Origin of the sequence: Tychonema sp. LEGE 07196 (genome assembly GCF_963890365.1) — a bacterium.
Lineage (GTDB): Bacteria > Cyanobacteriota > Cyanobacteriia > Cyanobacteriales > Microcoleaceae > Microcoleus.
In genome coordinates, this window is the sequence record NZ_CAWPRX010000046.1 from 1 (window position 1) to 19,150 (window position 19,150).

The 19,150-nt window shown below is 45.9% G+C and carries 14 protein-coding genes; 9 read left to right on the forward strand and 5 right to left on the reverse strand.

Annotated elements, in window-relative coordinates:
• Positions 1-277 precede the first annotated feature (277 nt).
• The 3 genes from AACV78_RS05935 (at position 278) to AACV78_RS05945 (ending at position 3,333) form a co-directional block, all read left to right on the forward strand.
• Positions 278-2,014: a pentapeptide repeat-containing protein gene (locus AACV78_RS05935; protein ID WP_194011904.1), complete on the forward strand. Its 1,737-nt coding sequence runs from the start codon at positions 278-280 to the stop codon at positions 2,012-2,014.
• Between the two features lie 310 nt (positions 2,015-2,324).
• Positions 2,325-2,846: a hypothetical protein gene (locus AACV78_RS05940; RefSeq protein ID WP_194011903.1), complete on the forward strand. Its 522-nt coding sequence runs from the start codon at positions 2,325-2,327 to the stop codon at positions 2,844-2,846.
• A gap of 142 nt (positions 2,847-2,988) precedes the next feature.
• Entirely contained in the window at positions 2,989-3,333 is a 345-nt protein-coding gene (locus AACV78_RS05945; protein ID WP_194011902.1) for an NAD(P)H-quinone oxidoreductase subunit M, read from the forward strand.
• Positions 3,334-3,520: 187 nt separating this feature from the next.
• On the opposite strand, the gene AACV78_RS05950 is transcribed toward AACV78_RS05945, so the two are convergent.
• Positions 3,521-3,823 (reverse strand): hypothetical protein, encoded by a 303-nt coding sequence (locus AACV78_RS05950; protein ID WP_194011901.1) that lies wholly within the window; start codon positions 3,821-3,823, stop codon positions 3,521-3,523.
• A 791-nt stretch (positions 3,824-4,614) separates the two neighbouring features.
• On the opposite strand from AACV78_RS05950, the gene AACV78_RS05955 reads away from it, so the two are divergent.
• Entirely contained in the window at positions 4,615-6,918 is a 2,304-nt protein-coding gene (locus AACV78_RS05955) for a PP2C family protein-serine/threonine phosphatase (protein ID WP_228042623.1), read from the forward strand.
• Positions 6,919-7,112: 194 nt separating this feature from the next.
• Here AACV78_RS05955 and AACV78_RS05960 read toward each other — a convergent pair whose 3' ends face one another.
• The gene (locus tag AACV78_RS05960; protein WP_194011899.1) at positions 7,113-8,540 is read right to left on the reverse strand and encodes a DUF4339 domain-containing protein; all 1,428 of its coding nucleotides are present in this window, start codon (positions 8,538-8,540) and stop codon (positions 7,113-7,115) included.
• Positions 8,541-9,245: 705 nt separating this feature from the next.
• Here AACV78_RS05960 and ribBA point away from each other — a divergent pair.
• The 3 genes from ribBA (at position 9,246) to AACV78_RS05975 (ending at position 14,529) form a co-directional block, all read left to right on the forward strand.
• Positions 9,246-10,961, forward strand: coding sequence for a bifunctional 3,4-dihydroxy-2-butanone-4-phosphate synthase/GTP cyclohydrolase II (gene ribBA / locus AACV78_RS05965; RefSeq protein WP_228042624.1), 1,716 nt, complete (start codon positions 9,246-9,248; stop codon positions 10,959-10,961).
• 29 nt (positions 10,962-10,990) lie between these two features.
• Positions 10,991-12,430 carry a pentapeptide repeat-containing protein gene (locus AACV78_RS05970; protein ID WP_194011897.1) on the forward strand — a complete coding sequence of 480 codons (1,440 nt, stop codon included), beginning with the start codon at positions 10,991-10,993 and terminating at the stop codon, positions 12,428-12,430.
• A gap of 362 nt (positions 12,431-12,792) precedes the next feature.
• Entirely contained in the window at positions 12,793-14,529 is a 1,737-nt protein-coding gene (locus tag AACV78_RS05975; protein ID WP_194011896.1) for a helicase HerA domain-containing protein, read from the forward strand.
• A 77-nt stretch (positions 14,530-14,606) separates the two neighbouring features.
• On the opposite strand, the gene AACV78_RS05980 is transcribed toward AACV78_RS05975, so the two are convergent.
• The 3 genes from AACV78_RS05980 to AACV78_RS05990 are packed head-to-tail and all read right to left on the reverse strand — an operon-like array spanning position 14,607 to position 15,993.
• On the reverse strand, positions 14,607-14,945 hold the full coding sequence (locus tag AACV78_RS05980; protein WP_194011905.1) for an OmpA family protein: 339 nt from the start codon (positions 14,943-14,945) through the stop codon (positions 14,607-14,609).
• 3 nt (positions 14,946-14,948) lie between these two features.
• Positions 14,949-15,287 (reverse strand): hypothetical protein, encoded by a 339-nt coding sequence (locus AACV78_RS05985; RefSeq protein WP_194011895.1) that lies wholly within the window; start codon positions 15,285-15,287, stop codon positions 14,949-14,951.
• A 7-nt stretch (positions 15,288-15,294) separates the two neighbouring features.
• Entirely contained in the window at positions 15,295-15,993 is a 699-nt protein-coding gene (locus AACV78_RS05990) for a hypothetical protein (protein ID WP_194011894.1), read from the reverse strand.
• A 903-nt stretch (positions 15,994-16,896) separates the two neighbouring features.
• Between AACV78_RS05990 and AACV78_RS05995 the strand changes: the two genes are divergently transcribed.
• Positions 16,897-17,448: a heme NO-binding domain-containing protein gene (locus AACV78_RS05995; protein ID WP_194011893.1), complete on the forward strand. Its 552-nt coding sequence runs from the start codon at positions 16,897-16,899 to the stop codon at positions 17,446-17,448.
• A 221-nt stretch (positions 17,449-17,669) separates the two neighbouring features.
• Complete coding sequence (locus AACV78_RS06000) at positions 17,670-19,073, forward strand: sensor histidine kinase (protein ID WP_194011892.1); 1,404 nt, start codon at positions 17,670-17,672, stop codon at positions 19,071-19,073.
• Positions 19,074-19,150 lie beyond the last annotated feature (77 nt).

Here is a 19,150-nt window from a genome sequence, read left to right on the forward strand (position 1 = left end):
GGGGAGAGAGGGGGAGGGGGAGAAGATTTTTGAGCGAGCGTCGAAATATAGCGGTTATCAAAAAAGCGAGGATAGCCGAATGCCCAATGCCCAATGCCCAATGCCCCACTGCCCTGTTTGGCCCACTGCCCTGTTTGGCCCATGCCCCATGCCCAATCCCAGATAGTACCTCATCTTTCGCTTGAAAGGCTATATATCTTCTTAATAAGTCTATTGCTTTAACTAATCCCTTAAAATGTGGAAAGCGCTAATTTAAAATATCAGGTAATTATCGAACATGACTATTGAATTAACAAAGGGTGACAGATTTAATCTTTCTAAAGAAGCTCCTGATTTCAAGAAAGTTGCGATCGCCCTGGGGTGGCAAGTCAGCCAGACAGCACAAAACTGCGACATTGACGCATCTGTGTTTATGTTAGGCGCTGACGGTCGGATTCCCGATGAAAAGTATTTTGTATTTTACAACAATCTGACCTCGCCGGACGGTGCGGCGCGACATTCGGGAGACAGCAGGAATGGACAAGTTGAGGGAGATGATGAGACGGTTTATCTGGATTTGAGTAAAATCAATTCGGCGATTCAGGAAATTGTATTTGTTGTGACTCTTCACGAGGGACAGGAAAAAAATCAAAGTTTTAGTCAAGTTACAAATGCTTTTATCCGGCTTTACAATTCCGAAACTGGAAATGAATTGGTTCGGTACAATTTAAATCAGATCTTTTCTCAAGAAACGGCTTTGGAATTTGGACGTTTGTACAGAAAGAATGGCGAATGGAGGTTTCAGGCGGTAGGACAGGGATATAATGCTGGGTTGCAAAGTTTTGTGGACAAGTATTATGTTGAGAATGCGGTTGATAAAAGCTCGAATGCTGGTGAAAAGGTTGACGATGCTGAGGTTTTGAGGCAGTTTAGCGATCGGGTGGATCGGTTATTGCGCGAAGAGGCGATCGAGGAGACACCAATTCCAGCATCTAGCGAAGCGGTAGAACAGCCGGCTGCTATTGCGGTTAATGCGGATACTTTGGAATCCGAGGAAGAGGCAAAAATTGATGATTCTGCACTAGAAAATCTGGAACCAGCTATTACTTCTGAGGAATTTTGGAAACGGTATGAAGAAGGAGAACGCGACTTTACAGGGATTAACCTAGCGGGAGTAAATCTAAGTGGCAAAACTCTCGACTCTAATGTCAGCCTAAGTCAAGCAAACCTGAGCAGTGCCAATCTAGCAAATGCCAACTTAACAGGGATAAATTTGATTGGAGCTAACTTGCAAGAGGCAAATTTGAACTCAACAAACTTGCACACTGCTGATTTGATTGAAGTTAACTTGAGTGGGGCAAACTTAACCCAGGCAACCTTGTATTGTGCCAGACTAATTCAGGGAAATTTGAGCCAAGCCAACTTAAGTGAAGCAAAGTTAGATAGTGCAAACCTGACTACAGCAAACCTAAGTAGAGCTAACTTAACTCAGGCAAGTCTGCATAATGTTAACCTGACAGGAGCAGACCTAAGTCAAGCGAAGGTAACTAAAGTCAACCTAAGTTATGCAAACCTCAGCGGCGTTAACTTAAATGGGGTAAGTTTGATAGGGGTCAATCTTGCCGGAGTCAACCTGAGCAACATGAATCTAAGTGGGGTAAGCTTAACAGGGACAAACTTAAGTCAAGCTAACCTCACGGGAATTAACTTGAGTGGGGCAATTTTGACTGGGGCTTATTTGCGGGGAGCAAACTTGGATGGTGCCAACCTAACAGGGGTAAATTTGGTTGGAGTAAACTTTGAGAGTGTTAATCTGAGTGGTCAAAACTTTAGCGGGTTCAACCTCTCTGGAGTTAACCTGAGCTTCGCCAACTTGAGTGCAGCAAATCTCGCTTCAGCAAACCTGTGCGGAGCAAATTTGAGTTATGCAAACCTAGAAAAAGCTAACCTGAAAGATGCCAATTTGGTTGGAGCAAATATGGATCGTGCAACACTCGCAGGTGCAATTATGCCAGACGGGACAATTCACGAATAAATGAAAGTGCGATTTTTGTACTAAGGACTTCAGTCCTTATATTTCTGGATTTAAGCGCTGTGACTCGGAGAAACCGGGTTTTTTATCGATCGCGCAAGGAAACCAAATATTGTCGCAAAAAACCCGGTTTCTGGCCCGGCGCGTACTGGAATTAAGGGCTGTGACTCCGAGAAACCGGGTTTTTTCCCGCATCGGCGCGCCCAAACGCAATATCTCGAAAAAACCCGGTTTCTGGCCCAGCGGGTACTAAATTTAAAGGCTGTGAGTTTGAGTATAATTAGGGTTAAATGTCCAATATTATAGATTTGAGATGAGTGAATCTGACACGGAAATTATAGAATCTACCCTCAGATGGATGACCGAGTTTGTCGAGTTGCCGCATCCAGTTTTCAGCGATTTACCAATTTGTCCCTTCACTAAAAAAGCACGGTTGGCCAATCAAATTTTATTCAAAATCGAGCGGTTTTCAGCGCTGACTCAGTTTGAGACAGATTCTACTATCATGAAATCGATTCATGAATTTGCTAATTCCGAATTTGAAATAATGTTAGTGATTAATCCCGATAAAACTGCGATTAGTGCGCCACAAACTCAAGAGTTGATGGACAAATTAAACACTCAGATTTCTGAGTTGGGATTGCTGGCTTTTCACACTCATCCCGAAGAAAATTTTAATATTGACGGGCTTTATACTAGGAGGATGCCGTATCCCGGCTTCACTGTGCAAGTAAATTCTAAGCTGAAGCCGGCTTCTGATGCTTTAGAGAAAACTGAATATTACAAGAATTGGACGGCGCAACAACTCAAAGATTTCGGGATTCCGAGAAATTGACGATCGCCCGCTAGCCCCTTTTTCCCTGTCTTGCTTCGCGCCCTACGCCTCTTCGCAGTTTACTCTTCCTCTTCCCCAGTTCCCCGCGTCTCTCCTAGCCATTACAATAAGTTCAGGAAAAAATCTTTACACATAAGAACTCATGCAGCTCAAGTCCACAACCCGCCATATTCGCATTTATACCGCCATCCTCGAAGACAACGAACTCGTACCCAGCAATGACCTTTTGACGATCGACATTGACCCGGACAACGAACTCAACTGGAATGACGAGTCAGTCAAACAGGTATATGCCAAATTCGACCAACTCGTAGACTCCTACGAGGGCGAAGACTTGACAGAGTACAACCTCCGCCGGATTGGTTCGGAATTGGAGCATTTGGTGCGATCGTTCTTGCAAAAAGGCCAAATCAGCTACAACCTCAACACCCGCGCTGTCAATTACAGCATGGGACTTCCCCGAGTTGATGCCAAAATTCACCTCTAAGGCGAAAGTCGGAGAGGGGGAAAGGGTGCGATAGGGATTGGGGGAGAGGGAAGAGTGGGAGAGAGTCTGATGGGAAAAATCATCCCTATTTCCTCTTCTTTCTCCCCTCAAACCTCAATATTGAGCCGTTAAATTCTTGACAATTCCATTCCCGCACTGCTGCGATTACGCCGAATTTCCCCGATCCTTATTCTTCAGTTCCCTTGGTTTCTGCGTCTTTCCCACTGTCATTCGGATCGATCGCACAATTGGGATCGCGAGCCAAAAACTGCTTTACTGCAAGTTGGCGGTTAGTCATAAACTGACCCCAAGCGCCGGGAAACATCTGATCCAAGGTTTCCACCAGCGCCCAAACTTCAAGATTCATCACTTTGTAATAAAAACCGTGAGAATGCTGAATCCTAGTCAGCATTTCGTCTACCTCAACAGGAGGTAGCAGCTTCGGATCGCGTAAATTATCGCCAAAGGCGCTGGACTCATGTAGGGGCATGGTTAAAAATTTAACAGCTTACTGATTGTCGGTCAGTTGATTTTAGATTTTAGATTTTCGCTTGGAAACTGATTCCACGGATGAATCTGGGCGGAATTGTATGCGTCTTAGGCTCAGGTGAAATTTAACTTGACTTGCCCGCGCTCGGCTACAAAGCACCGATCGCCCGATCGACCAAACCGAGAATAGATGTTTATTTATACCTAAAAGGTCAGGATATTTCTACGTATAGCGGTTCGATCGCGTAGTGAGGTATGCCCAATGCCCTATGGCCGGTTTGGCCTATGCCCACCCTTCGACTTCGCTCTTCGGGCAAGATGCCCAATGCCGCATAGTACCTCATCTGAAAGCTCGAAAGGCTATATCTGCATCCTAGCATCAGAGTTCGTCTAAAATCTCAATTAGCTTGAGGGCTGCGATTGCTTCGTCGGCTGTCAGTCTCAGCAATATCCTGACTTGGGCTGGCGTCGCGCCAGCGTCGATTCCTGAAAGCCGATCGCCAGATTCATCCGGGGGTCAACAAAATGGTAGAGTGTTAGTTTGAGTACAAAGCGAAAGTCAAGACTAAAAAATTTTCAGAAAATATCGCCGCGCACACAAAAGTGCAAAAGTGATGAGCTTGGGAACCAAAAAAACCAAGATATTAGGACTGCAAAGTCTTAAGAATCTCCCTCTGCACAAAAAACGGGAGTGTCATATAATCGCCACATATCAACCTGTCGAGATTCAAGGGCTAAAATAGTTCAGATCGGCACGGCCCAAAGGCGTCAGGAACCCTTATGCAAAACTCTATGCCAAAACACTACCTGTGGGCTGTAGGTGAAGGGATCAAAGCGTGTAAACCAGGCGATCTAATCGGAGGTCGCTATTTGGTCAAGCGCGATCGGCTTCTTGTCGATACTCAACCCGAACAGTTGCCGGAACTGCCCGAAGAGATTCCGAGCGCGATCGTTCCTTATTTGAGATTGTTTGCCTATCAGTTGCACGTACCTCAAGTATACGGGCTGATATCGTCCCAGACGAGCAAACTCTCAGGAGATATCTGGCTGCTGGAAAACGCGCCTATTGTGAAGGTGACGGAATCTTTAATGCCGGAATTGGCAGACTCCTGGAAAGGAGCCTCCGCCATGCGACAGCTCAATTGGCTGTGGCAAATTGCCAAGTTGTGGCAGCCTTGTATGGCTCAGGGCGTGGCTTCCACCCTGCTGACTCCCGAACTGTTGCTGGTGTCGGGCCAGTTAGTCAGGTTTCTGGAATTGCAGCCCGATCGCAAACCGCCGAATTTGTCGCAGTTGGGCAAATTGTGGCAGCAGTGGATCGATGATGCTCACCCCACGATTGCCAATTTTTTGAGGCAACTTTGCCAGCAAATGGTCGCCGGTCAAGTGCGCCAAGGCGAACAACTCATGGGCCAGTTGGATAAAGCTCTGGCAAAATCCGGCCGATTTTACGATCGTCACATTGAGATTGCTACGGGCACAGATGTAGGCCGAGCCCGAGCTCATAACGAAGATGCTTGCTATCCGCCCGATGGTACGGTATTTGCCGGACTCCCCGGCGCGTCGGCTTGCGCGATCGTCTGCGACGGTATCGGCGGACAAGACGGCGGCGAAGTCGCTTCGGAATTGGCGATTGCTGTACTTCAGGAAAAATTGCAGCTTCTTCCCCTGCATCAAGCTAATTGGGACCCGCTGAGCCTGACTTCCAAGCTCGAACGGGCCGCCTGTGCCGCTAACGACAAGATAGCCAGTCGCAACGACAGCGAAAACCGCCAAGGCCGCCAGCGAATGGGAACTACCCTAGTCATGGGTTTAGCTCACATTCACGAAGTCTACGTCGCCCACGTCGGAGACAGTCGGGCTTACTGGATTACCCGCACCGGCTGCTATCAAGTTACTCTCGATGACGATGTAGCTTGTCGTGAGGTGCGTTTGGGTTATTCGCTATACCGCGATGCTTTGGAACAAGTCGCCGCCGGCGCTCTGATTCAAGCTTTGGGCATTACTTCCTCCAACACTCTGCACCCGACAGTGCAGCGATTTCCAGTAGATGAGGATTGTGTTTTTCTGCTGTGCTCCGACGGTTTGAGCGATAAAGACCGGGTTGAGGAATGTTGGGAAGCGGAAATTTTGCCAATTCTCGACGGTAGCATTAATGTGGCGAAGGCGCGCGATCGACTGATCGAGATTGCTAATACCAAAAACGGTCACGATAACGTCACCGTGGCTTTAATTCACTGTCAAGCACATTTGAAGGACAATGGCAATACTTTGACAGAATTGTCTGTCGCACCTTTAGATGTGCCGATCGAACTAATGCCCGACACCGAAGATATGCCAACCGATTTGACCGGCAGCACAGCCCTGATCGAGGCTAATTCTCAACTAAAAACGCAGTTAATACAGCCGCCAGACAGAGGCAAAAGTCTATTTTCGCTGTTAGTAAAAATAGTTTTTTTGTTAGGTTTGGGAGGTGTATTTGCTTATTTTTTCATTCCTCCGGTGGGTCGGGCGATCGATACTGCCGGGGAGTCGATTTTCGGTAAACGCGGTTTAATTAATGCTCGGAGCGAGCCGGAGAAAACTGTTCAACCAGTATCTTCTGAACTCAATTATTTAGAAAAAGGCTCCTTTGTAGAACTCAAAAATTCTGGTAGTGGGGAATTGGGCGCTTCGGGCGATCGCTTGGATTTGCGATCGGCAATCGGTGAGTTGACTGTCAAAGGAACAGTCGCTGCAGGCAGCGTTTTGCAGGTGACAAACAAACAGCTTACGCCTCAAGGCAATTGGCTGGAATTAAAAGTTTGTTCGCTTCCTGCAATAGTGCCGTCGAACTCTCCCAAACCAAAATCAAATAAAGATTTTTCTACTGTTTCCCAACCAACAATCAGTCCATCTCCCGCTGCGGCCAGTCCCTCGCCTTCGCCGGACATTAAGCCAACAGTTGCAGTAGAAATCGCCAAACTGCAAGCGGGAGAAATCGGATGGATTCAGGAAAAAGATGCCGTTTCTAAAGTAGCAATCAACCCAACTCCCAACCCCACTCAACAGGGGAAATGCGCTGTTGGTTATGACTCAAATTCCAATTCTAATTAATTATCGTCGGTCATCGCTCATTAGTTTTTTTGTGATCCAAGTTTGGTTAATTACTCGCAATCAAGGGTGTTTCTTCAGATGGGATCGCGCGTGGGGAATGCGAGTCCGCAGCATGAAAATCTATCCAAGTCCAAACGATCGAACGGGCAGAATAAAAGCCTATGCAAGTCCGCACGCCCGATCGGTCAAGCGCTTTATTTGTGAGTGAGATATGTTGCTAATTCTGGAATTTCACCCGCGCGCTGCCACTCGGCTTCGCCCAGCCGTACTTTGGTGCGATCGGTAATCTTCTGCACATCTTGCAATTGCTTTTTCGTATAAGGCCCCTCGGCTTTACCGCTGCGAAATACGTACCATTGAGCCTGTTCTGGTTTGGGCTTTTTCGTTGGTGACGATCGCTTTTGAGGTGGTGAAGTTGACTTTCTGACAGGCCTCATCCGAGTATTGCCCAACTCGGCTGCAAGCTGGTTGAGTTCGACTTCAACTGGATCTGGATCGGATAAATTAGTATTGGACGATCGCCTTTTAGCTGAAGTTTTAACTGAAGGCTGACCCCTAGCAATGTCTACTTCGCGACGCGAACCCCAGAAATGCCACAGCACAACCCAAACTAGCGCCACGATATATCCTAAAATCTGTTCTTCTGCTTTTAACCATTCTGAAGGTTCTCCAAACAGCCGATAACCGATCGCACCAAATACGATCGCGATCAGATTGAAATAAATTAGATAGGTAGCATCATTAGCAGCTAAATGCCAACTCGTTGTATGGCGAACAAAAGATTGACTCGCTGCTGTTTGATTGTGTTTCCAACTTTTTCTAGCTTGAATGTGACTGTATCCGGGAGAGTCAGCGGGCCACCATGTCGCAGCCCAATTAAGCAAATGCGCCGACCAATGATGCCACACTGCATATCCAACTATACCGCTCCAAAATACGCAAACAACTAACAGAAAAGTTGTCAGCGGCAGTAGCTTTATTGGCACCATTTCGGCCGTGACAATAGTTAGTAAAAAAAACGGAGTACCAGTCAGAATTGGCACAAACAGAATTTCCAATATCTTTAGCAAATAGCTATATAAAATTCCGAGGAATTTGACCAAAATTTTGATTAGCTTGGCAAAGCGAAAGTGATACAAATAAGTAGATGCGATCGCACTTCCTAGAATTAAAGCAACAATCTCGCCCGAAGAATTTCCCATCGGCACCATGAAAAGGGCGATCGCCGGAATTCCCATAACAATAGCAGCAGGCAGCGTAGCAAATGCAATAATGCCTTCCCTCCAGTGCAGCCAAGCGGATACTGTTGCTGTCGGCGGCGAGTGACTGTGGCGGCGGATTTCCACCCACTCAGCAAATTTACTTAGGCCCCAATGGTAGAAAGCAAATAACGGTATCTGACACAACCAAGCAAAGACGATCGCACCTTCAAAATCAGAATTGCTGATGCTGCGCCAGTACGCTGTGTTAAATCTGTAGTAGTAGTAATAATATCTAGGCAGCAGCACCCAAATAATCAGCCAAAAGCCAATGCTTAAGGCAAACCCTTTTGCCCATGATGCAGGATAGGGAAGAAACTTGGGCCAGTTATTCATGATGGCGACAATGGGAACGGATTTCAATATTGTCCCACTACACTTGACCTGCGGCAATTGTATTTATAACCTTTCTGTGCTCTGGTATGAGGTACTATCCGGGATTGGGCATTGGCCCGCGCAGGGCATTGGGCGTTGGCCCGCGCAGGGCATTGGGCATACCTCACCACGCGATCGAACTGCTATAGCGTTAAATCTTCCCACCGCTAGGGTTGTGTCAGGAAACATTAGTTTTTTTCCATTCAGTCAAAAACAATCTCAAAATTATCTGTGTTTATCTGCAATTATCTGCGGTTTTAGCATCAACACAATCGATAGTGAATTGGTATTGCATAAGTCCTCGATTAATATATCAAGCGCCGATTAAAGGCAGATTGACCCCGATCGACGCAGAGAATTTTCGATAATTTGTGAGCGAAAAAGGTGTATTGCAAATTAGGTAATTAGGAGCTTGCAAGTACGGTTTGTCTAAAATCTTCGCGATATTAGTTGACCTGATGAAATACTTAGGTCATTTTTTGATTGACAAATAGCAATGTTTATAGTATGTAAGCGATAAAATGGTGCTAAATTAATTTAGCTCCGGCAACGACCGCGCCGGAAACAAAAGGTTACAATCAAACATACATTCTATTTCGATAACAATACTGTTTATAGCTTGAACTCTCAGTGTCCTACAACAACACCTCAACTCAATTTCAATTTGATTCAATCGACAGCGCCCTCGCAGACATGAAAGCAGGCCGGATGCTGGTAGTAGTCGATGACGAAAATCGCGAAAACGAAGGCGACGTGATTTGTGCCGCCCAATTCGCCACTCCCGACAATATCAATTTTATGGCAGTGAACGCCCGGGGTTTGATTTGTCTGGCCTTGAGCGGCGACAGGCTCGATCGGCTGGAACTGCCCCTGATGGTCAGCAAAAACACCGACAACAATCAAACAGCCTTCACTGTCAGCATCGATGCAGTTAATGGCGTCAGTACCGGCATCTCCGCCGAAGACCGCGCCCGCACCATCCAAGTTGCGATTCACCCGGACACTAAACCTCAAGACTTGCGCCGTCCCGGTCACATTTTCCCGCTGCGGGCGATCGACGGTGGCGTTCTCAAACGCGCCGGCCACACCGAGGCCTCGGTTGACCTCGCCAGACTCGCCGGCCTCTATCCCAGCGGCGTCATCTGCGAAATTCAAAACCCCGACGGTTCGATGGCGAGGTTGCCGGAATTAATCGAGTACGCTAAAACCTACAACCTCAAAATCATCAGCATTGCTGACTTAATTAGCTACCGACTCAAGTACGATCGGTTTGTCCGCCGCGAAACAGTCGCCAAATTGCCCACAGAATTCGGCAATTTCATGATTTATGCCTACCGCGACACTCAAGACGATTCAGAACACGTTGCGATCGTCAAGGGCGACCCCGCAGAATTTAAGGACAAACCCGTGATGGTGCGAGTGCATTCGGAATGTCTGACCGGCGATGCTTTGGGTTCGCTGCGCTGCGACTGTCGGATGCAGCTACAAGCGGCGCTGAAAATGATCGAAAATGTTGGTTCTGGTGTCGTAGTTTACTTGCGCCAAGAAGGTAGGGGCATTGGATTGGTGAATAAACTAAAAGCTTACTCGCTGCAAGATTTGGGATACGATACCGTAGAAGCTAACGAGCGGTTGGGCTTTCCTGCCGATCTTCGCAACTACGGCATTGGAGCGCAAATGCTCAACGATTTGGGGGTGGAAAAAATTCGGTTGATTACCAACAACCCGCGCAAAATTGCTGGTTTGAAAGGTTACGGCATTGAAGTAGCCGATCGCGTTCCGTTACTGATAGAAGCCACAGATTACAACTCGATTTATTTGGCAACAAAAGCCGAAAAACTCGGTCATATGCTGCTGCAAACTTATTTAGTAACAGTGGCGATTCAGTGGAACGAAGCGAAGGAAGAAGGAAGAGGTTCGAGGGAAGAAGGAAGAAGGAAGAAGGAAGAAGGAAGAGGTTCGAGGGAAGATGGAAAAGAGGAAGATTCTGCCATCCAAAATCGGTACGGACACTTGGAAAAACTGCGGGAATTGGCGGCCAGCCAAGATTTGGTGCTGAAAGAAGAAGCGCGGCCGGTGGGCGTAGCTTTGTTTGGAGAAGGCTCTCTGATCGTTCACCTCGGCTTCGATCAAGCCGGACTCGCAGCCCCGGACTGGTACAAAGACCAAAACCATCCTTATGTCAAGGCGATCGGGCAAATTCTCCAATCCATCAGCAAAGATCCCAATTTGCAAACATTAGAATTCCTGGTTTCCTCCGGTGGAGACCCGCTCAAAACCCTGCAAGTAGGGATCGATCGAGAAACCTTCCCCCTAGCACAAGTCGCGTCCGCCTGCGCCAAGCTTCAACCCCAAACAATTTATAGTTTTTCGGCTATTCCCGATTCAGGCCTGGGAATGTCAAGCTAGGTTCAGCATTTAAAGAGAGCGAATTTGAGATGGACATGAACGTTGGTGACTTTCTGCACCGGCTCGACCTCCGGGGACAAGCGCTTAAAGGCACCAACCTTAGCGGTGCGGAATTCCGAGGAGCCAACCTTAGAGGTACTGACCTCCGAGAAACCAACCTCAAAGGCGCTATTCTCAGGTATGCAGACCTGATCGAAGCAGATATGACCGGCGCAAATCTCAGTGGGGCGGATTTAACTGAGTCACTGCTCAATGTAGCCAACCTCACCAAAGCCGATTTGACCGGTGCTGTCCTCCGAGAAGCTACTCTGGTTGGAGCCGAACTCCATCAAGCCAACCTCAAAGGCGCAAGTTTGATCAAGGCCAATTTAGTTGGAGCAAATCTCCTTCAAGCCAACTTAACCAGAGCCAACCTCAGCGGAGCCGATTTGCGCGGTGCTCAGATGACCGGCGCGATTTTAGACAAAGCCGTATACAACAACCGGACAATTTTTCCTGACGATATCAATCCAGCCGCAATGGGAGCATTTTTGCTGGCTCCCAATGCGTCGCTCCCAGGATTAAATCTGATTATGGTAGATTTGACTGAAGCGGATTTAAAGGGAGCCGATTTGCGGCGGACAAACTTATACAAAGCTATTTTATTTGGAGCAAAGCTCGATCGGGCAAATTTAGCAGGAGCCAACCTCAGCGGAGCAGATTTGAGGGAAGCCAGTTTGATCTCTACCATTTTAGAAAAAGCTGTTTACAGCAACCAAACATTGTTTTCAGAAGGAATTGACCTCCGTCTCGGCGGAGCTTATTTAATTGCTCCCAATGTATCGCTGCAAGGGGTAAACTTAACCGGAGCCGACTTAAACGGATCGGATTTAAGCGGAGCTAATTTGAGCAATTCTAACTTAAGTTCGGTCAATCTCAAAAATACAGACCTCAGCAGAGCCAGCTTAAAAAAAGCTTACCTCAAAGGTGCCAACTTGGAGGGAACAGATTTAAGAGGAGCCGATTTAAGCAGCGCCATTTTGCACCAAGTAAACTTGAGTTCAGCAGACCTCCGGGGTGTAGACTTAACAAGGGCCGACCTCAGCGGCGCTAATTTAAGCGATGCCGATTTGAGGGGGACAGATTTCACCGGAGCTACTTTGCTGTTCGCTAATTTGAGCGGGGCAGACTTGAGAGGTGTAGACTTAACAAAAGCCGACCTCAGCGGCGCTAAGTTAAACGAAGCAGACCTCAGAAAAGCAGATTTGATGAGAGTAAATTTGGAGGGAGCAGATTTAACTGAGGTAGACTTGAGCGACGCTCATTTATTCCGAGTTAATCTCAGAGGTGCTAACCTGAAAGGTGCTAACCTGAAAGGGGCACATTTGAAGGGCGTATCTTTGACCGACGCTTATTTGAGCGAAACAGATTTGACCGATGTAGAGCTTAGTCCGAGTTGTTTTGAACCGTCATTAGAATCGGAATGGTAATTAGTCAGCAGTCAGTAGTCAGTAGTCATTAGTTGTTAGTTGTTAGTTGTTAGTTGTTAGTTAGGAATGAAAATTTAATAACTTAATTGCTCGTATTGCTCGTTACTTTCGCTCTGCCTGGTAATGCAGGTGCGGAGGAAGAGCCTCCTTCTATCTCGCGGCTTCGGGAGGACTGTCGGAGGTGCTTAAGTTATTAAGTTTTCGCTCCTTAGCCTTAGCAGTTAACAACTAATAGCTGTAAATTCAAGAAAGCGGAAAAAAAACATCATGTAACACTTAACAAGTAATTATTGTAAGACAAAAAATGCCGCCAAATAACATCAGCTAATAACCAATAACCAATAACTAATAACTAATAACTAATGACTAATGACAAACCGTTAGGATCTGTGATTCAAGGTTCCCTCAGTAAGGGATTAGAAGTGCGACTGCACGCTGATGTTTCGGTGGAAGATATGAGGGTGGGGAAATTTTTAGTAGTGCGGGGGGTGCGATCGCACTTTTTCTGTATGCTAACTGACGTGTCTCTGGGAACATCCAGCGGACGCATTTTATCCAACCCTCCTAACCCCAACGACGATTTTTTGATCGCAGTGCTCGCAGGTAGCAGCACCTACGGTACGATCGAGCTTTCGCCGATGTTAATGCTGAGTGCAGAAAAAGAAAAATCTCAAGCAATCTTCGATCCCAAAAGCAAGGGATTCCCTGAAAAGGCGGCGGCGTTAGGCAATTTGGGTTCTTTTGAGGCGCAAAGCGGGGCAGATATGGAACTGCTGCCGGTCAAAACTATTCCCAGCCACTTTTCCCAGGTGTTTGATGCTAAAGAAAGCGATTTTAGAGCGGTTTTTGGCTGGGAAGATGACCCGTACCGCCGCAATTTTGCGATCGGCAAACCGATTGACATGGACGTTCCTGTGTGCTTGGATTTAGACCGATTTGTGGAACGCAGCAACGGAGTTTTTGGAAAGTCGGGAACGGGTAAATCTTTTCTGACGCGCTTGGTTTTGTCGGGAATTATTCGCAAGCAAGCTGCTGTCAATCTAATTTTTGATATGCACTCGGAGTACGGGTGGGAAGCGGTTTCCGAAGGAAAACAATTTAGCACTGTTAAAGGTTTGCGGCAGTTGTTTCCCGATAAAATTCAGATTTATACGCTAGATCCAGAATCGACAAAACGTCGGGGAGTTCGTGATGCTCAAGAGTTGTTTTTGAGTTTCGATCAAATTGAAGTGGAAGATATCTCGCTGGTGCAGCGGGAGTTGAATTTGTCGGAAGCTAGTATCGAAAATGCAATTATTTTGCGTAATGAGTTGGGAACTGGTTGGATCAATAAGTTGCTGGAAATGACCAACGAAGATATTTCAATGTTTTGTGAAGAGAAGCGGGGAAATAAATCTTCGATTATGGCTTTGCAGCGCAAATTAGAACGTTTGAACGATTTGAAATACATTCGCCAACGCTGTCCTAAAAATTATGTAACTGAAGTTTTGCAGTGTTTGGATAGCGGAAAAAATGTAGTGATTGAGTTTGGTTCGCACTCGGATTTGCTGTCGTATATGTTGGCTGCAAATGTGATTACTCGGCGCATTCACGCATCTTACGTGAAGAAAGCAGAGAAGTTTTTGCAGAGTAAGAATCCGTGCGATCGCCCGCAGCCTTTGGTGATTACCATTGAGGAGGCTCACCGCTTTCTCGATCCGGCGATCGTGCGATCGACTATTTTCGGTACGATCGCCCGCGAAATGCGAAAATACTTTGTCACCCTGCTAATTGTAGACCAGCGTCCCTCCGGTATCGACGGCGAGGTGATGTCGCAAGTCGGAACGCGCATTACGGCTTTGCTAAACGACGATAAAGACATTGATGCTATCTTTACCGGCGTTTCAGGAGGCCAAAGTTTGCGATCGGTTTTGTCGAAACTAGACTCGAAACAGCAAGCATTAGTTTTGGGGCACGCCGTACCGATGCCGGTAGTCGTGCAGACTCGTCCCTACGACGAGCAATTCTACAGGGAAATCGGGGATATTGACTGGCAAGAAATGCCGGACGAACAGGTGTTTGCTGAGGCGGAATCTGCTAAAATGGATCTGGGATTTTAACAACAGATTAAACCCTTATAAAATCCCTCTCAATCGGCGTTAATCTCCGTGCATCTGCGGTTAAAAAAATCTAATTCCTATGTTTTAATAATTAATTCAACGCGGCGGTTTTTCTCCCTCCCCACCGGGTTGTCTGAGCCGTCTAAACGATTATTAGGAGTAATCGGTTTAGTTTGGCCGTACCCTTTAGTTTGCATTCGGGTATTCTGCACCTTAAAAACGTTGATAAAATAATATTTTACCGCTGCGGCTCGCTTCTGGGAAAGTTCGAGATTATAGGAATCTGCCCCGTGGTTGTCGGTGTGTCCGTTGATTAATATTTGGGAATTTTTGTAATGTCTCAGCAGCAGATTGATCTTGGCGAGAGTCGGTTTAGCTTGGGCGCGGACGTTATATTTGTCAAAATCAAATAAAATAGTTTATGGTACATTAATTCTGATGCCTTCAGATACTTTTTCGGCGTTCAACTCTGTTTCAATCTTTTTGACAGTCTCGGTTGTTATTTGAGTTGGTAGCTGCTCCTCTGTCGCAGTTAGATTCGCGGTGATATTCTCAACTTTTACTGTAGTTTGAGCAATAATTTCAACTTTAACTGTAGTTGGAGCAATTGGTATTACTTCTAAAGTTGTAACTGCTGTTGATTCTGATTCAACAGTATCGACTTTTGCGGATGTACTGGCAGCCAACTGAGAGGATGAGGTCGCGAAAAGCAATGATGAGATTATCGTAGTATTAATCAGTCTAATTAGCTTTGTCATTTTTCAATTACCTGTTAATTGGAATATTATCGAATAGGGTAATAGAGTTACTCGAATAATTGATAGTGGAATCTATCCGCAAATTATGTGCTTTCGGTTGTAACCAACCTACGAATACAAACTGCCCTTTGAGCGTAGTGCCTGGTTTAATCATAATTTGGGTATTATTGGAGGGAGGTAACAAATTATATCGTTGCCAATAGTTGTCGTAGAGATACATACCATCTTTACCATTAAGTATTACAACTTCCTTGCTACCATTTGTAATCGCCATAGTCACTATAATGCTATCTTCACCAAAGGTAATTTTTGTCAGCCGTCGCCATAGTTGTTGATCGATAACCCGGAGGTCGTAAGTTTGTTCAGGTGGCAGAGAGTTTGTAGTTTTCTGGGCAACCTCTAAACTCGTTTGAGTCGGAATTGGTGTGGGAATTTGAGTTTTTTGTGCTACTGGTGTTTGAGTAGACGGTGAAATCGGTGGAGTCTGAATTGGCGTAGGAGTTGGAGTATTGGGTGCGGGCGATGCGGCGGGTTCTTCTGCTATTGGTGTTTGAGTAGGCGGTGAAATGGGTGGAGTCTGAATTGGCGCAGAAGTTGGGGTATTGGGTGCGGACGATGCGGCGGGTGCTTGTGCCAAGGGGTTTTGCACGCAGGCGACACACACCAGCGATAGTAATGCTAATTGTGGGAAATTTTTAGCTTTCATTGCAGCACCCGATCGAGATTTTGTGCTAATTTTAATATAGAGTGGTAGCTTGTGTTGCGGGTTTAATCTAGCTTTGAGAATTAGATGAGCTACAAAGTGCGATCGCCCTTAAAATCTCTAACTATCGACTATCAAAAAAATTAGTCATGTTTTTGTGTAAAAAGTCCCCTCCCCTCACCCTCTCGCCCCTCATCGTAAATCTATAAAAGTTTGGATCGAGTTAAGTATCGTTAAGCCGATCGGCATAATTGCTTGTTACCAGGCTCTGGTAACGTAGATAGGCGAGGCTCTGCCTCCTTTTGTCTCGCAACTTACAGGAGAGAGGACTGTAGGAGGTGCTTGAGTTATTAAGTTTTCGATCCCAAGTAAACCGTATTGGGCTTGGCATAAGAGATTTCTACAGGGAAAATCCCTGAAAAAAAGACACTCTTATTTTGCTTCGTACTTCGCAATGACAATCTTAACCCAAACCTATTGAATTCTAAATTAGAATGTGTGGCGATCGACAGTTAAATAACATTAGCCCTCATCTAGGAAGCCCGTATCTACACCCCTCCTATCCTCGCTCCTCAATTTCCACAATTTAAGATAGATAAAATTTAGGCATTTAAACGCAAGTTCTAAGGATTTGAATATTTTTTAGCAGCTAGGATTAGGAAAGAGCGATCGTCTCTAACTTTAGGAAAACCCCAAATCAGAGTTTAAGGTTATATTAGTGGCTTGTGACATTCTCGGCTGTCGCAATCGATTGTCAGGGAATTTTGCAACATTCCATATATTTTTTGATACAATATAGGGTGGCTTTGCAGCGCGATCGTTAGTTTGAAAGTCCCAAATATTAAAATTCCAGTCTGTTGAATTCCAAGTATAAACAAACACAACTATAATAAGCAGGATCAGTGTATGTACGGTTTAGTTAACAAAGCGATCGAAGAAATGGTTTGTTCTCGCTTCGGAGAAGAGACTTGGGAAACCATCAAAGAAAAAGCAGATGTAGACATTGACTTTTTCATGACAATGGAAGCTTATCCAGACGATCTGACTCACCGGCTAGTACACTCCGCCAGCGAAGTGCTAGGAATGAGCCCAGACGAGATTTTACAGGCTTTCGGGGAATATTGGGTAATCTATACCGCTTCCGAAGGCTACGCCCAAATCCTCGATCTGGCGGGAGATAACCTGCGGGAGTTTCTGGCCAACCTCGACAATCTCCACGCCCGCGTCGGGTTGAATTTTCCTCAGCTTCAACCGCCTTCGTTTCAGTGTATTGACAACTCCGAAAATAGCATGGAACTTCACTATTACTCTCACCGGCAAGGGTTGGCACCAATGGTGAAGGGGCTGTTGAAAGGCTTGGCGTGCCGATTCCAAACAGAGGTAGAAATTGAGCAAACAAGCGATCGCACTCAGGGTGCAGATAACGACGTGTTCTCCATCCACTACAAATCTAACTGAAGCTATAGCCTCGATCGCAAACATGAGCTCTTCATGAATTAATTAATAATTGCTAAATTTAATACCATTTTTCTAAATATCTGCTATGGATTAAGTATTGGCCCCCCAAAGCATCGGGGAGATTGGGGGGCTAATATCTAGCGCTACTTTATGAAATTGCTATAAAATCTAAACTCTAAACTCTAAACTCGTACCTCATCTTTTTATCGAAAAGCTATATTATGGTTCCCCCTGCATTTAGTTCTCCTCCTTTGATATTTGCAAAGGCTTTTCCATTTCATTTAGCATTTCGGAGACGGGAGACTGAAATTATCCATTTGGGAGATGTTTTAGCTCGAATTTGCCCAGAATTATCTTTGGGAAGTTCCCTGAAGGAACATTTTCGGATCGAACGCCCCAAGATTTCCGTAGAATTTGACGTGATTCGAGAAAAGTCTGACTCGATGTTTTTGATCGAATACTTGCACAGCAAAATCTTACTTAAAGGGCAGATGGTGCCGGCAGAAAATCCAGAAATCATCTTTTTCCTCGGTTCTCCTTGGATCGAAGACTTAGCCGATCTCACTCCGCTGGGGCTGACAATTAACGATTTTGCTCTTCACGATCGGGTAGTGGATTTGCTTTTATTGTTGCAAGGACAGAAAACTGCCTTAGCGGATGCTAAAAAACTCACTGATAAATTAACTAAACAGCGAGCTCAATTGCGATTGGCATTACAGGAAGCAGAACAGGCGGCGAATGCTATGGCTCAAACTCAACAACTCAAAAAAACTCTCCAAGAATTGCAGCAAACCCAAGCGCAACTGATCCAAAGTGCTAAAATGTCTAGCCTGGGTGAACTTGTGGCTGGTGTAGCTCATGAAATTAACAATCCCATCAACTTTATTGTCGGTAATCTCGACTACGCTAGCGATCGCATTCAAGAATTGTTGCAACTGATCAAGCTCTATCAAAAATACAATCCCGATCCTGCACCGGAAATTGAAGCTTATGCAGATGAAATTGAATTGGATTTTTTAGATGAAGACTTGCCTAAGCTTTGTTCTTCCATGCGGGTGGGTGGTGACAGAATTCATAATATCGTGCTGTCGCTGCGTAATTTTTCTCGCCTAGACGAAGCGGAAATGAAGTTTGTCGATATTCACGAAGGGCTCGATAGTACCCTGCTAATACTGCAACATCGCCTCAAGGCAAATAATGGCCGCTCGGAAATTGAAGTGATTAAAGAATATGGCCCTCTGCCACTTATAGAATGTTATCCAGGACAGCTCAATCAGGTGTTTGTCAATCTACTTGGCAATGCGGTAGATGCTTTAGAAAGCCAGAAGCAGGAGGGCGGTCAGATTCGGATTCGCACGGAACTTTTGCCGGCGGACGATCGCGCCAGAGTGTTAATTTCCGATAACGGGCCGGGATTTAGTAAAGAAGTTGGCGATCGAATGTTTGACCCCTTTTTTACCACAAAACCTGTAGGTCAGGGTACAGGCTTGGGGCTCTCGATCAGTTACCAGATTATTGTTTTGAAACATCAGGGGTTGATTCGCCCTGTTGGTGTACCGGGAGAGGGAGCGGAGTTTTGCATTGAAATTCCCTTGAAGCAAAAAATTATGGCTGGTGGGATCTAAGCCAGCTTTTAAGCTGCGATCGCCCTCAAGAATTATCTGGCTATGAGGGGGAGAGGGGGAGAGGGGGAGATTGGGAG

Coding starts and splice junctions, on each gene's coding strand:
- AACV78_RS05935 (WP_194011904.1), top strand. CDS start 278: ATGACTATTGAATTAACAAAGGGTGACAGATTTAATCTTTCTAAAGAA.
- AACV78_RS05995 (WP_194011893.1), top strand. CDS start 16,897: ATGTACGGTTTAGTTAACAAAGCGATCGAAGAAATGGTTTGTTCTCGC.
- AACV78_RS05940 (WP_194011903.1), top strand. CDS start 2,325: ATGAGTGAATCTGACACGGAAATTATAGAATCTACCCTCAGATGGATG.
- AACV78_RS05990 (WP_194011894.1), bottom strand. CDS start 15,993: ATGAAAGCTAAAAATTTCCCACAATTAGCATTACTATCGCTGGTGTGT.
- AACV78_RS05955 (WP_228042623.1), top strand. CDS start 4,615: ATGCCAAAACACTACCTGTGGGCTGTAGGTGAAGGGATCAAAGCGTGT.
- ribBA (WP_228042624.1), top strand. CDS start 9,246: ATGAAAGCAGGCCGGATGCTGGTAGTAGTCGATGACGAAAATCGCGAA.
- AACV78_RS05950 (WP_194011901.1), bottom strand. CDS start 3,823: ATGCCCCTACATGAGTCCAGCGCCTTTGGCGATAATTTACGCGATCCG.
- AACV78_RS05945 (WP_194011902.1), top strand. CDS start 2,989: ATGCAGCTCAAGTCCACAACCCGCCATATTCGCATTTATACCGCCATC.
- AACV78_RS05970 (WP_194011897.1), top strand. CDS start 10,991: ATGGACATGAACGTTGGTGACTTTCTGCACCGGCTCGACCTCCGGGGA.
- AACV78_RS06000 (WP_194011892.1), top strand. CDS start 17,670: ATGGTTCCCCCTGCATTTAGTTCTCCTCCTTTGATATTTGCAAAGGCT.
- AACV78_RS05975 (WP_194011896.1), top strand. CDS start 12,793: ATGACTAATGACAAACCGTTAGGATCTGTGATTCAAGGTTCCCTCAGT.
- AACV78_RS05985 (WP_194011895.1), bottom strand. CDS start 15,287: ATGACAAAGCTAATTAGACTGATTAATACTACGATAATCTCATCATTG.